General features: G+C 44.8%; 11 protein-coding genes and 1 other annotated feature. Of the genes, 7 read left to right on the forward strand and 4 right to left on the reverse strand.

The window, feature by feature from the left end:
• Positions 1–169 precede the first annotated feature (169 nt).
• Positions 170–1,867, reverse strand: coding sequence for a septation ring formation regulator EzrA (gene ezrA, locus ACFOGI_RS07705; RefSeq protein WP_390270938.1), 1,698 nt, complete (start codon positions 1,865–1,867; stop codon positions 170–172).
• Positions 1,868–2,018: 151 nt separating this feature from the next.
• Positions 2,019–2,699 carry a forespore capture DNA-binding protein RefZ gene (gene refZ, locus ACFOGI_RS07710; RefSeq protein ID WP_390270941.1) on the reverse strand — a complete coding sequence of 227 codons (681 nt, stop codon included), beginning with the start codon at positions 2,697–2,699 and terminating at the stop codon, positions 2,019–2,021.
• Between the two features lie 127 nt (positions 2,700–2,826).
• On the opposite strand from refZ, the gene ACFOGI_RS07715 reads away from it, so the two are divergent.
• The 3 genes from ACFOGI_RS07715 (at position 2,827) to rpsD (ending at position 5,132) form a co-directional block, all read left to right on the forward strand.
• On the forward strand, positions 2,827–3,309 hold the full coding sequence (locus ACFOGI_RS07715; RefSeq protein ID WP_390270944.1) for a GAF domain-containing protein: 483 nt from the start codon (positions 2,827–2,829) through the stop codon (positions 3,307–3,309).
• 147 nt (positions 3,310–3,456) lie between these two features.
• A complete protein-coding gene (locus ACFOGI_RS07720; RefSeq protein WP_390270947.1) occupies positions 3,457–4,128 on the forward strand; it encodes a hypothetical protein in 672 nt (223 codons plus the stop codon).
• Between the two features lie 401 nt (positions 4,129–4,529).
• Entirely contained in the window at positions 4,530–5,132 is a 603-nt protein-coding gene (gene rpsD, locus ACFOGI_RS07725; protein WP_390270951.1) for a 30S ribosomal protein S4, read from the forward strand.
• Between the two features lie 93 nt (positions 5,133–5,225).
• Here rpsD and tyrS read toward each other — a convergent pair whose 3' ends face one another.
• Positions 5,226–6,497 (reverse strand): tyrosine--tRNA ligase, encoded by a 1,272-nt coding sequence (gene tyrS, locus ACFOGI_RS07730; RefSeq protein WP_390270954.1) that lies wholly within the window; start codon positions 6,495–6,497, stop codon positions 5,226–5,228.
• 52 nt (positions 6,498–6,549) lie between these two features.
• Positions 6,550–6,767, reverse strand: a binding site (T-box leader).
• Positions 6,768–6,887: 120 nt separating this feature from the next.
• Between tyrS and ACFOGI_RS07735 the strand changes: the two genes are divergently transcribed.
• The 4 genes from ACFOGI_RS07735 to ACFOGI_RS07750 all read left to right on the forward strand — a co-directional run bounded on the left by ACFOGI_RS07735 (position 6,888) and on the right by ACFOGI_RS07750 (position 12,467).
• Entirely contained in the window at positions 6,888–9,782 is a 2,895-nt protein-coding gene (locus tag ACFOGI_RS07735; protein ID WP_390270957.1) for a transglycosylase domain-containing protein, read from the forward strand.
• 203 nt (positions 9,783–9,985) lie between these two features.
• The gene (locus tag ACFOGI_RS07740) at positions 9,986–10,639 is read left to right on the forward strand and encodes a GNAT family N-acetyltransferase (RefSeq protein WP_390270960.1); all 654 of its coding nucleotides are present in this window, start codon (positions 9,986–9,988) and stop codon (positions 10,637–10,639) included.
• Positions 10,639–11,289 (forward strand): acetoin utilization AcuB family protein, encoded by a 651-nt coding sequence (locus ACFOGI_RS07745; RefSeq protein ID WP_390270965.1) that lies wholly within the window; start codon positions 10,639–10,641, stop codon positions 11,287–11,289. The genes ACFOGI_RS07740 and ACFOGI_RS07745 overlap by 1 nt, the downstream gene beginning before the upstream one ends.
• Positions 11,286–12,467 (forward strand): acetoin utilization protein AcuC, encoded by a 1,182-nt coding sequence (locus tag ACFOGI_RS07750; RefSeq protein WP_390270968.1) that lies wholly within the window; start codon positions 11,286–11,288, stop codon positions 12,465–12,467. The genes ACFOGI_RS07745 and ACFOGI_RS07750 overlap by 4 nt, the downstream gene beginning before the upstream one ends.
• 63 nt (positions 12,468–12,530) lie before the next feature.
• Here the strand turns inward: ACFOGI_RS07750 and ccpA are convergent, their stop codons facing one another.
• Positions 12,531–13,526 (reverse strand): catabolite control protein A, encoded by a 996-nt coding sequence (ccpA, locus tag ACFOGI_RS07755; RefSeq protein ID WP_390270971.1) that lies wholly within the window; start codon positions 13,524–13,526, stop codon positions 12,531–12,533.
• Between the last annotated feature and the right edge of the window lie 60 nt (positions 13,527–13,586).

Here is a 13,586-nt window from a genome sequence, read left to right on the forward strand (position 1 = left end):
TCGGCGCAGGCTGGATCATCCTCTTATTTTCCTGGTTAGACTGCCTCTCTGCAGCCAGTCATATTACTGGTCCTTTTTTGCATTATAGCAGCTAAAAGACAAAAGGGAAGGCTGACTTAGGAAGGATCCTTTTCATATCCTTTTCCTAATGACAGCCTTTATCCCTTTTTTATGAACCACTGCTTACCATCTGGAATTCTTCTATGCGTTTTAATGCGCCAGGTTCAATTTCTTCTACCGCTTTGGCTGCTTGTTCCAAGGCCAATTCATATTCATAGGACCTGAACAGCCGTTCAGCCTCCGCCAATTTCCCTGCAAGTACTGCATCCTGGCTGCGGTAACGGTTGGCATACTGGATGACCTGCTCTGTCAGATAGGCCTGTTCCAGCATCATTTCCGTCTGCTCCATAGCCTTATCCACAGCTTCTTTTGAATCGTTCAGAGCTTCCTGTACCTTGACCATATCAAGCGGTTGTCTCTCCAATGCCTCTAGTACCCGTTCGTTTTTGCTGGATGCTTCATCTAGAAGGTTCCATATGAAGGTCGGCACTCCCGGAATATTGCTTTTCTTCAGCTTCCTGCCAACACCCTGAAGCTGTGTACGTATTTCCATGAGTTTTTCTTTAGCTTCCAATTCGTCCTTCCGGAGATTTTGGATTCTCTTCTTGAATTCCTCGTGTTTTTCCTGAAGCTCTTCCACCTCGCGGAAACCTTCTTCCACCTTCTGGCGCACTTCCGAGTGGGCTGCATCTTCATTCTCCAAATCCTCAGCCATGTCGACAAGCTGATCTCTTAAGGAAGAAATCGTCGACTCGATGCTGAGATATTTTTCCATATCACCGTCTTCCAACTGATAAGCTTCCCTTAGCTCCTGAAGGTCTTCTTTTGTTTCGGAAAACGTGATGGTCAACTCATTTAACGTATTTTCATATTCTGGCATTTCCTTTTCTAGGTAATTCTTTGCCACAGCTTCTTTTTCCAGCTGATCATACATTTCTGTTATAGCTGCTTCCACCTCTGCCACGGTTTCGCTTGCACCTTCCATTTCCGCATTTTCCAACTTGCTGACATTATTTGCCAGTTTCTCCTGATATGTAAGAATTTCAGTTTTAAACCCAAAATGGGACACATGGTAGCCGGCCTCTTTCATTTCATTCAAGCCTTCCATGAGGTTATCCAGCTGAGCAGGAAGCTCCTGCTTCGATTTCTTATACAGAGGAGGGAAACTCTCGATTTGCTGCTGCAATTCCTCTACTCTTTCCTCCAGCTGATCGACGAATGCCTTTGCCTCCAGATAATTCCCTCCATCAATAAGCACCTCATATTCTTCCAGCATATCTTCCAGTTTGTCGATTTCCCTGTCAAAATGCAGCTCTGCTTTCCCATACTGGTAGCGGTTCTGTGATACCTGTTTCCTGAGGGCTTTCACCTGCGGCTGAATTTTCTCAACCCCCGTTCGGCTGGACTTTTCAGAGTTCACCAACTGGTCTACCTCTGCCAAAATGATTTCAATTCTTTTTTCAATCGATTGAAGAATTTCTTCCACATCCCCCAAAATCCGTTTGGACTTGGCAAATAGGTAGCGGTCAGCCGCTTCTTCTGCATCGAATAGATGCTCTTCAATATCCGGCAGCTCCTTAGATGCGATGGTATCCCAGCGCTCTTTCCAATCTTCAAACTTCTCCTGTGTTTCACCTGATAGGTTGAGGCTCTTAATACGGGATAAATGGGCTGCAATGTTCCGATCCATGATATCCATTTTCCATGCCTCATACTTATCTACTTCATCATAAACCCGCTTACGTATAATCAGGCCGACTATGATTAATAAGATGATTGCCAATATGATTCCAATAACGTATGCCATATGTATGTAAGCCCCCTAACCTAATTCCCATAAGAGGCAGCGATTACAGAAGCCTCCTGAAGAACAATTTGCCATTAAGATTCCGACGTAATTTTTCTATTACCTATAATACCATGTCACTAGCAATTTTGGCTAAAAATATACAAATTTATTAAGGATTCTCCTTCATGGGAGATATTCTGCTGTTGGAAGTCCTGCCATGCGTTTTCCCCTCTGTATGGCCTTCCTTCCCAGCCACAAGAAAGTCCAACCATTGATGGACGGTTTTGACATACTTCCTGACAAATGCTTGATGGGAATATTCACCAACCACTTTATCCTTCCATTCGTTCTGCATGACATAAGGGGTGATTAGCATACCTTTTAACTGGAGCAGCAAGAAATCAGCTTCCGGTACGTTCCCCCTGTAACTTTTCAAAGCTTGATAGAAGGCATTGCTGATCAAGTGATTTTCTTTTGCCAGGTATGTCACTGCCATTTCACGCACGAAAACGGAGTCTAAAGAAAGCTCCCTATGGATGAAACAGGAGAATTGATGATGTTCCTGTTTATACTGTATGATGCTGAACACCAATTGTTTCAGCCGCTCCAAATTAGAAGCTTCTTCCATTTGGTCCCAAACCTCTTCCATTCTTTTCAGATATGCTTCATAATATTGAGTAACAGCATACTCCAGCAGTCCTTGCTTGCTTTTAAAGTAGTAACTGATCAGTGAGACATTCACGGAAGCTTTATCAGCAATATCTCTCACAGAGGTCCCGCTGAAACCCTTTTGATAGAACAAGGATGAGGCTGCTTTAATCACTTTTTGCTTAGAAGGGTTCTTTTTCATCTGATTCAACTCCTTACATGTCATTTACGACAGGGAGACAGAATATCCTGCATTTTTATCTCGACAAAATACATATTCAATGTCGACTATTGGTAAGTCAAATGTTCATTATGAAAGGAAGATGTATATGTTTCAAGCAACTGCCTACTCTGGAGACAGGGTGAAAGATTACGAGTTACTGAACAAGCAATTGAAGGCCCTCATCGAGGACGAAACTGATTCCATTGCCATCCTGTCCAATGCCTCTGCACTGTTGAATCAATTCTTGAAGGAAGTGAACTGGGTCGGATTCTATCTATGGAAGGAAGATGAACTGATACTTGGCCCATTTCAAGGATTGCCTGCCTGTGTGAAAATCCCCTATGGGAAAGGGGTGTGCGGAACAGCTGTCAAAGAACGCAGCACCCAACGTGTAGCTGATGTTCATCAGTTCCCAGGGCATATTGCCTGTGACAGTGCAAGCCGCTCGGAAATTGTGGTACCGATTATGGTAGACGGCTTCATCTATGGAGTGCTGGATATCGACAGTCCAATAACAGATCGCTTTGACGAAACGGATCAACAATACTTGGAAGAATTCACTGCCATCTTGGAGGCTCATCTCAGCTAAAACACTCGTTGCCGGAAGGTTTCAAAACTGATCCTCCTCAACTGACTCCCACAACATATGTTTTAAAACCGTACTATTCCGGGTAAATATATTAAAAATTTGTCTTAATGGAATCGTAAGAAACCCTGATTAATAGGAGGTTTTTACATGAAATTGTATCAAGTCAGAAAGGGACAGTTTGTCTTCTTTCAGAATGAACTGCATAAGGTGTATGCCGTAAGGCCCGTATACAAAAAACCGGTGCTGCTTTATCGGCTCAAGGACATGCAGCGGATTCAGGCGAAACCTGGTGAGATCGAGTCGATCCGTCCACAGAATAATGATACGTTCATCTTCTATGGAAAAAGGTATACCATAGAAAATCAGAAAGAACCGGAAGAAGGCGACTACATTCTGATTCACAGACCTGCCCCGGACCTCCTGGATCATTATTCACTGAATGAGATTGAAAAAGTCGGCTATGTTGAAGAGGGGAATGTCCTCACAACCAGGGATAATGGAGTCAAACGCAAAGAATATGTAGTGATGACTCCTGGCAGATCGGAAGGTGCAAGGGAAATTGCCTACCAGGATGCCAGCATTGTTTCTGAATCCCAGATGGCTGATGATGAATCGATCGCTTATCTGATTGAAAGCGATGAATCTCTGAAGCCGCTTGTCGGTGATATTTACATTGATGTTCACCAGCAGACGAAGGCTATGATTGTAGCGATGACAGAAGATGAAGTGATATTCGGCCATGGCGTCCGAGTTCACGTAGCGGAACTGTTGGACAAAAATAATTTCGAACTGGTCTACCAAGTAGATGAAGGGCTCTGATTCCCTTCATCTTTTTTCTGTCTGCGCCTTCATTCCTTATGATTGTCTCTTTCATAAAAGAGTATTTTACAAGTACCTTTCATTATTGTAGAGAAAATTGCTTATGTCCCCCATTAGCTATGGAAAATTTTGAAACGGCAAGAGTGACGGAAAAATATTTTCAAAGTATTGTTGAGCGATGTTGACTTATGCCATCCAAAGTTATATACTATTCTTTGTGTAAAATAATAAAGGTAGCTTAAGTGGACCGCTGCTTGTCCCCATTTTGTTCCTTATGCAATATAAGGTGTATCGTGTAACTCTCTGCTGCTGGAGCGATGGTACATGAAAACAAAATGGCCAACAGAAGGGACACACCGTTTATTTTATGCAAAATATAATATAAAAGGAGGAAATGTCTTATGGCTCGATATACTGGATCCGTATGGAAAAAGTCACGTCGTCTCGGCATTTCATTAACTGGAACTGGTAAGGAACTCGATAAACGTCCTTACGCTCCTGGTCAACATGGACCAAACCAACGCAGAAAAATTTCCGAATATGGATTGCAACTGCAGGAAAAACAAAAGCTTCGTTTTATGTATGGATTAAACGAACGCCAATTCCGTACACTGTTTGACAGAGCAGGAAAAATGAAAGGTATTCATGGTGAAAACTTCATGATCCTTCTTGAATCCCGCCTGGATAACCTTGTATACCGCTTAGGCCTTGCCCGTACGCGCAGACAAGCCCGTCAGCTGGTCAACCATGGTCATGTGACTGTGGACGGTGGACGTGTAGACATCCCATCTTACAGCGTTCAACCAGGTCAGGTAATCGGACTTCGTGAGAAATCCAAGAATCTTGATATTATCAAAGAGGCTGTGGAAGTAAACAATTTCGTACCTGAATACGTAACATTCGATGCAGATAAAATGGAAGGTACTTATGCTCGTTTCCCTGAGCGTTCTGAACTTCCAGCAGAAATCAACGAAGCTCTTATCGTTGAATTCTACTCCCGTTAATATCATAGAGAAGCAGTCGGTAAATCCGGCTGCTTTTTTTCGTTCTTTTGCCAAAAGAAAAGCACTGACTCGAGAGTCAGTGCTTTTTCCTCGTTATTCATAACGGATCAAGGTGTATTTTTTCTTTCCTCTGCGGATGATGGTGAATTGCCCTTCTATCCTATCATCCTCTGTAAGCACATATTGGAGATCCTGAACTCGTTCTCCATTGATGTAAATAGCTCCATTCTTGATATCCTCCCGTGCCTGACGCTTGGAAGAGGAAATCGAGGATTCCACCAGGAGATCGATCAAGCCAATCTCCTCCTTGGCTGTCTGATATGTAGGCACATCTTTAAACCCTTGCTTAATATCACTGACAGACAACTGCTTCAGGTCGCCACTAAAGAGAGATGCAGAAATCTTTTGGGCTTGCTGTAAAGCTTCCTCACTATGGACATCCCTGGTCATTTCTTCGGCCAGTCGTTTCTGTGCCGCCCTCTCCTCCGGTCGCTTATTAACCTCTTCCTCCAACGCATCAATTTCATCATCAGAGAGGAAGGTGAAATAGCGGAGGAACTTGATGACATCCCGATCATCTGTGTTGATCCAGAACTGATAAAATTCATAAGGAGATGTTTTCTCAGGATCCAGCCAAATGGCACCTCCGGCCGTTTTACCGAACTTCGTACCATCAGCCTTCGTTATTAATGGAACGGTCAAACCAAAGACTTTTACTTCTTGCTCTTCATCCTCCCGTGAACGCCTGATCAATTCCATGCCCGCGGTAATGTTCCCCCACTGGTCACTGCCACCGATCTGCAATGTACAGTTTTCCTCTTCGTACAGTCGTAGGTAGTCGAGGGATTGCAAAATCATATAGCTGAATTCCGTAAAAGTAATCCCCTGTTCAATTCTAGCAGAAACGGACTCCTTGGCCAGCATATAGTTGATGCCGAAATGTTTACCTGCGTCCCGGAGGAAATCAATGACAGTCATGCTGCCGAGCCAATCATGATTATTCCGTGCTACTACTGGGTTCTCTCCTCTTCCGAAATCAAGGAGCCTGTCGATCTGCTGTTTGATTTTTTCGCTGTACTGTTTGACAACTTCCCCTTCGTTCAACGAACGTTCCGTCGATCTGCCGCTTGGGTCTCCAATCATGCCGGTTCCGCCGCCAACTAATGCGATCGGCTTATGCCCTGCTTTCTGGAACCTTTTCAGCATGGTCACTGGCAGCAAATGGCCTATGTGCAGGCTGTCCGCTGTCGGATCGAAACCGACATACAATGTCACTTGGTTTTCTTCTAAGTGCTTCTCCAGGCCCTCTCTATCGGTGGTTTGATGGATCAGCCCCCGGCTTTCCAGATCTTCTAAGATATTCATGTTCATCACTCTCCAACTGAATTTTTTGCATAAAAAAAGCCCGTTCCTTACGATAAGGGACGAGTTGAACACGCGGTACCACCCTTGTTGCATGCAATATGCCACTTGGGATTTGTTAACGATGTCTCCACCGTTCCCGAATTCTTCCTCCATCTCCTCCGGAAAATACTCCAGACCGTAATTCATCCGTAGATATATACCGGCTCCCACCTACCGCCGGCTCTCTGTAATAGTGATCTGCGAACTACTTCAATCTTTCATCGTATAGATTATATCATTCTCTATTCATACCATATCCAGCTCCATAAAGCAATAATAAGCTTTAGTTTTTATCTGTTCCGGTCTGTCGGATTATGCTATAATTGATAGGGAATTTTGGGAGGTTTTTCAATGGATTTAAAAGAAAAGTACCGCATATATAGCCGGAAAGTCGGAGAAATGTGGAATACAGGGAAAATACAGCGTTCATCCCGGATTACCTATGACGTGTTCTGGAATGTCGTCATCTTTTTCCTCGTCCTGGTTTTTATCGGCCTCTTTTTTGCTGGAGGAATTGGTGCCGGCTATTTTGCGTCATTGGTGGAAGATGAGCCGGTAAGAAGTTATGAAGAAATGGAACAGCACTTATACGACTATAGTCAAACGTCGAAACTCTATTTTGCAGATGCGACCTACTTTGGAGACATCAGTTCAGATGTTCATCGCGAAGAGACTACTCTTGATAATATCTCGCCACATCTGATTGAAGCGGTAATTGCTACCGAAGATGAATATTTTGAGACGCACGAGGGGATCGTGCCAAAAGCCCTGCTCCGGGCAGTCATGCAGGAATTCACTAATGCTGAAGTCCAGACAGGTGGAAGTACACTGACCCAGCAAGTCATCAAAAATCAGGTGCTTACAAATGAGGTTTCCTTCGAAAGGAAAGCGAAAGAAATACTGCTTGCCCTCCGTTTGGAACGATTTTTTGATAAAGAAGATATCTTGGAAGCATACCTTAACATCGTTCCGTTCGGCAGGGACGCGGCCGGCAGGAATATTGCCGGAGTACAAACAGCTGCCAAGGGAATTTTCAATGTGGACGCCTCGGAGTTGACCCTCCCTCAAGCGGCTTTTATCGCCGGCCTGCCACAAAGCCCTTTCGCCTATACGCCATTTAAAAATGCTGGTGGCCATAAAAGCGAAGAAGGTATGGAAAGAGGATTAAACCGGATGCAGTCCGTACTCGATCGGATGCATGAGGAGGAATACATCACGGATCAAGAGTATCAGGAAGCCAGCAATTATGATGTGGTGGCAGATTTCCGGGAGGATTTCCCACTGCCTCACGATACCTATCCTAAATTGACGGACGAACTAGAAAGAAGAGCGAAAGATTTACTTACTGCAAAGCTAGCTGAAGAGGATGGTTATACGGAAGAAGACTTGGATAATGATGATCAGCTGGCGAAAAGATACAAAGAGAGAGCCACAACAGACCTTCGCACCAGGGGATATCAGATTCATTCAACCATCGACAAAGAAATCTATGACTCTATGCAAGAAGTTACTAATAACTTCGGCAGCTTCGGACCTTCCTGGACAGGTAACATCACCATGTCAGATGGTGAAGAAATAGAAACTACCCAGCAAGTACAGGCAAGCGCCGTCATGATGGAAAATTCCACTGGCCGTATCATCAGCTTTGTAGCGGGTAACGACCCTGAAAGCTATTACAACTTTGCGACAAGAGCTGTAAGATCCAACGGAAGTACCATGAAACCGCTGCTGGTGTTCGCGCCGGCACTTGAAGAAGGTATCGTCCAGCCAGGCACTCCAGTGGCTGATATTGATTTGCCAGTCGCAGGTGACTGGAAACCATCGAACTACAGTGGATCGCACTACGGCCTGATCCCAGCAAGGAAAGCCCTGTTCAATTCTTATAATGTTTCCACCAGCCGTATATACAAAGAGATGCTGGATAGCAATCCGGAAAGGAACCCGGTGAAAGAGTATTTGTGGAAAATGGGAATCAGTACGATTTCAGCGAAGGAAGGCTTCTACCCTTCCCTTTCGATCGGTGGGGCCACCAATGGAGTGACAGTAGAAGAAAACACCAATGCCTATGCCACCTTAGGGAACTCAGGGAAATTCGCCGATGGCTATATGATTGAAAAAATCACCACGGCTGACGGTGAGACTGTTTTTGAGCAGGAAACGGAAACAGAAGAAGTTTTCTCACCGCAGACTTCCTATCTGACCCTCGATATGATGAGAGATGTCATGGATCAGGGAACTGGAACCTACGCGAATTCGCAGCTTGCCAATCGCAGTGTCGACTGGGCTGGGAAATCAGGTACCTCCCAGGATTGGGAGAATGTCTGGTTCATGGGAGTCAATCCGAATATAACCGTCGGTACTTGGATGGGATATGAAATACCGAAATCATTATACAGGTCATGGGATCCGCAAGGCCACAGCCACCGAGTACAAAGGTTCTGGGCCCAGCTTATCAATAGTGCAGCTGAAGTCGATCCAGAATTGGTCACACCAAGTGGATCGTTCGAACAACCGGAAGGAGTTGTCTCTCGAAGCTATTGTGCCATTTCTGGGAAGCTTCCATCTTCACTATGTGAAGCTGCTGGACTCGTGAAAACAGACCTGTTCAACCAAAAATATGTACCAACTGAAACAGATGACAGTTTGGTAAGCGGCAGTTATGTGGAAGTTAATGGCCGATCTGTGGAAGCCGGCTCCGATACCCCTGGAGAGTTCGTTGATGGAAACGGGCTGGCATTCAATCCGGAGTTTCTTAAAAGAAATGGATATGACCAGTTAAACAGTGTCACCCAGCTGTATCCGCGAACGAACCGAGACCGTTGGGAACGAATCGGGGCTCCTCGTTCAAGCGGGACCACGATAGAAGATAATGGGCAGGCACCATCTGCTCCAAGTGCTTTAGGAAACTCCGACGAAAGGCTGGTATGGAACCGTTCGAACAGCCCAGATGTGGCAGGATACCGAGTCTACCGTGCAGCAAACCAAGGAGGCAGCTTCAGTCAGGTCGGCAACACCACCTCGACCTCTTATTCAGCCCCTGGAGATGGTGTATACCAAGTACGGGCAGTTGATTTCTATGGCAGGCAATCCGACCCATCCAATGAGGCTATTGTCGGGAATATTCCAGCCACAGCATCTTCCCAAGATGCAAATGAAGAAGATAACAACTCATCGGTGGAGCAGACATCTGTTGAGAATGTTTCTAGTGAAGGGAATAATAATGAGAGTAATGATGTCGAAGAATGAATGACTTCTGTAAAACCCGCCAGTCAGTGGCGGGTTTTTTTATGTCAGACTTTCTGAATGGCTGGCTATTGCACAAGCCTTCAGTCATAAAGAGTCGACAGTGATTTTTATTCACGTAGAATTTTATTCATAAATTACTAAAAATTGGCTATCGTTTGCTGTATAATGAATGTAAGCGCATTAACTATACAGGTGGTGAAGGGATGGAACATCCAAAGACCCCGTATACCGTGTCCTGGGAAACCAAAGATGAAACGGTAACCATAGAGGGTCCTGTGAAACCAGAAGAGTTGAGTACCTACCATTTTCATGAACAATTGACAGCATTTCGTCCGGCTGACAAACAATTTGAGGCGTTGATAAAAATTGCCGATTTCCCGGAGGGGCGTATCATCATTGCCAGGACAGCAGATACCATCATTGGCTATGTAACCTTTTTACACCCCGACCCGTTGGAGAGATGGTCGGAATTCAACATGGAAGACCTCATTGAATTGGGAGCGATCGAGGTCATCCCTCGTTATCGTGGAGATGGTGTAGCTTCCCAGCTGTTGAAAGTTTCCATGATGGATGAATACATGGAAAATTACATCATCATCTCCACGGAATACTACTGGCATTGGGATTTGGATGGAACAAGGCTGAGTATCTGGGACTATCGTAAAGTCATGGAAAAAATGATGGCTGCAGGAGGATTGACCCCAGCACCTACGGATGATCCTGAAATCATCTCCCACCCGGCCAATTGCCTGATGGTGAGAATTGGAGAAAATGTTCCCGAAGAATCTGTGAAGAGATTCGATAAGCTGCGTTTTCTGCAGAGGCATCAATATCGCAATATGAGGGAGGGTTTCTAATGCTTGTGGAAGAAATTATGAAGACGGAAGTGATCAGCCTACCTCCAACTGCTAGCATTGCTGCTGCTCAACTCCTCCTGGAAGAGAATAAAATCAGGCATATTCCCATTGTTGATGATCAGCAAGCAGTTGTTGGCATTGTCTCGGACCGTGATGTACGGGATGCCACTCCCTCTATTTTCCAAGCCGATGCCGACAGACATGAATTGGAAAATGAAATACAATCCATTATGAGCCATCCGGTTGTTACCATCCACCCGCTTGATTTTGTGGAAGATATCGCACGTATTTTCTTTGACGAAGAATTTGCCGCCCTCCCAGTTGTCCAGAACAACAAACTTGTCGGGATGGTCACAGAGAAGGATATGCTTTATACATTGATCCAGTTGACCGGAACCCATGTACAGAGTTCTCATATTGAATTAAAGGTGCCTCACCGTCCCGGTATTCTTCCAGAGGTAACTGCCATCTTTGGCAAGCGGAAGACCAATATTGTCTCGGTATTGGTCTACCCATTTAAGGATGATCCATCTTTCAAAATACTTGTTTTCCGGATTCAGACCATGAATCCCGCACCGGTAATCCGAGATCTGAGAGAGGCTGGATATGAATTGATGTGGCCCAATAATGTAATGGGGTCCCAATCATGAGCTGCAATGCCCGCTTTGTATATTCTGAGAATCTATTAAAGTATCACTTCCATCGGGAACATCCTTTCAATCAAAAAAGGGTCCTACTGGCTAAGGAACTTTTGGAAGCCGCAGGACAGCTGGATAAACGGGACATTATCCCCCCACGCATGGCGACGGATGAAGAGCTCACTTTATTTCATGACCACTACTATGTAGAGACGGTAAAAAAAGCAGGAATGGGCCTCCTCTCCGATGAAGAAGGTTATGAGTACGGTCTGGGAACAGAAGATACCCCCATCTTCAACGGCATGCATGAAGCTTCCGCCTACTTAGTTGGTGCAAGCTTATCAGCAGTCGACTGTGTCTTGGAAGGCAAAGCATCCCACGCACTGAACTTGGGAGGAGGACTCCATCACGGGTTCAAGAGGAAAGCGGCAGGATTCTGCATTTATAATGACGGTGCCATCGCCATTAACTATATCCGGAAGAAATATGGATTGAAAGTTTTATATGTGGACACAGATGCCCATCATGGAGATGGGGTACAGTGGGGTTTTTATGATGACCCCAATGTGTGCACCTTTTCCATCCATGAGACCGGCAGATATCTTTTCCCTGGTACTGGCAATGTAAATGAACGAGGAATCAAAGAAGGGCATGGATATAGTTTCAATCTGCCCATCGATGCATTTACAGAAGATGAATCTTTTCTACAAGTGTATGAAACAGCACTGAAAGCCATTGCGGAATATTTCCAGCCAGATGTGATCATTACACAAAACGGAGCAGATGCCCATTGCTATGACCCGCTGACACATCTTTGTGCGACCATGGAAATCTATGAAAAGATCCCCCAAGCTGCCCATCAAATTGCCCATGAATATTGCAATGGAAGATGGATTGCACTTGGAGGCGGCGGCTATGACATATGGAGAGTGGTCCCAAGGGCCTGGAGTCAGATATGGAATGTCATGAAAACCGGGAAGCCGGAAGCAGGTGACATCCCTGCGGAATGGCTTGGCAAATGGCAGAAACAATCACCCACCCCGTTACCTGTACATTGGGAAGATAAAAAAGAGATCGTCCCAGAGATTCCAAGAAGACCGGATATTACCGAAAAAAATAATAAATTACTGGCCAGTCTTCTGAAATATACCCAACTTCCTGCGACAAACGAAAACGGAGCTGACTATTGAGGGTCGGCTCCGTTTTTTCCATTCCAGCACTCATCTTAGATGTACGCTGTGATATCTTATCTATCAGTTTGTCGAGTTCCTTTCTTCAATCCGGTGGGGCAGTACCACCTTCTTCTCTTCAACTTCTTCTTTATTCATATATTTTGTCAACAACCGCATGGCTACAGCTCCAATATCATACATCGGCTGCACAACAGTAGAGAGTGTTGGTCTTACCATGGTTGCTAGCCTTGTATTATCAAAACCGACCACCTCGATATCTTCCGGCACCCTAAAACCTTGATCCTGTGCCCCATGAATCACTCCCAATGCCATTTCATCGGAAGCAACGAATACTGCACCTGGCTTCTCATTTTCCAAAAGCTGTTGAATTGCTTCTCTGCCGAAATCGTAAGAATAATTGCCATTTCTTACAACCATATTCTCATTCAGTTGGACAGCTCCTTCCTCAAGAGCTCGTAAATATCCCTGATATTTCAGTTCATTGATTTTTTCATCTTCCTCCCCTGATATGAAGGCAGGATGGGAATTGCCATTGTCAATTAAATATTTAGTTGCTTCATATGCTGCTTCTGCATAATCAATATTCACCGACGGAATTTTTCCGCTTTCATCATAGGTGGCAGCGAGGACAACCGGTACAGATGCACTCTCAAATTGTTGAATGTGTTCTTCCGTTATGTTGCCTCCCATGAACAGAATGCCGTCGACTTGCTTTTCGAGCATGGTATTGATCAGTTGTAATTCCTTATCTTTATTTTGATCGGAATTGCTTAAAATGACATTGTATTTATACATCGTAGCTATATCTTCAATACCCCTGGCAAGCTCAGCAAAGAAGATGCTGGAAATATCCGGAATAATGGCTCCGACCGTTGTCGTCTTCTTACTAGCCAGTCCGCGGGCTACTGCATTCGGACGATATCCCAGTTTTTCAATGGTATTCAACACCTTTTTTCTGGTTGTCGGCTTTACGTTCGGATTTCCATTAACCACCCTGGACACGGTGGCCATGGAAACATTGGCCTCTCTTGCTACGTCATATATAGTTACAGTCATATGTCTTTACCTCCTGGATTCAAACGAACTCTTTTTCCTATATCATACTCCACCATGAAA

Origin of the sequence: Virgibacillus xinjiangensis (genome assembly GCF_042643145.1) — a bacterium.
Lineage (GTDB): Bacteria > Bacillota > Bacilli > Bacillales > Amphibacillaceae > Virgibacillus_O > Virgibacillus_O xinjiangensis.

What these genes read in the sequence shown, in the direction of transcription:
- ACFOGI_RS07720 (WP_390270947.1), top strand. Translation starts at nt 3,457, where the DNA reads ATGAAATTGTATCAAGTCAGAAAGGGACAGTTTGTCTTCTTTCAGAAT.
- ACFOGI_RS07740 (WP_390270960.1), top strand. Translation starts at nt 9,986, where the DNA reads ATGGAACATCCAAAGACCCCGTATACCGTGTCCTGGGAAACCAAAGAT.
- rpsD (WP_390270951.1), top strand. Translation starts at nt 4,530, where the DNA reads ATGGCTCGATATACTGGATCCGTATGGAAAAAGTCACGTCGTCTCGGC.
- ACFOGI_RS07750 (WP_390270968.1), top strand. Translation starts at nt 11,286, where the DNA reads ATGAGCTGCAATGCCCGCTTTGTATATTCTGAGAATCTATTAAAGTAT.
- tyrS (WP_390270954.1), bottom strand. Translation starts at nt 6,497, where the DNA reads ATGAATATCTTAGAAGATCTGGAAAGCCGGGGGCTGATCCATCAAACC.
- ACFOGI_RS07745 (WP_390270965.1), top strand. Translation starts at nt 10,639, where the DNA reads ATGCTTGTGGAAGAAATTATGAAGACGGAAGTGATCAGCCTACCTCCA.
- ACFOGI_RS07735 (WP_390270957.1), top strand. Translation starts at nt 6,888, where the DNA reads ATGGATTTAAAAGAAAAGTACCGCATATATAGCCGGAAAGTCGGAGAA.
- refZ (WP_390270941.1), bottom strand. Translation starts at nt 2,699, where the DNA reads ATGAAAAAGAACCCTTCTAAGCAAAAAGTGATTAAAGCAGCCTCATCC.
- ACFOGI_RS07715 (WP_390270944.1), top strand. Translation starts at nt 2,827, where the DNA reads ATGTTTCAAGCAACTGCCTACTCTGGAGACAGGGTGAAAGATTACGAG.
- ccpA (WP_390270971.1), bottom strand. Translation starts at nt 13,526, where the DNA reads ATGACTGTAACTATATATGACGTAGCAAGAGAGGCCAATGTTTCCATG.
- ezrA (WP_390270938.1), bottom strand. Translation starts at nt 1,867, where the DNA reads ATGGCATACGTTATTGGAATCATATTGGCAATCATCTTATTAATCATA.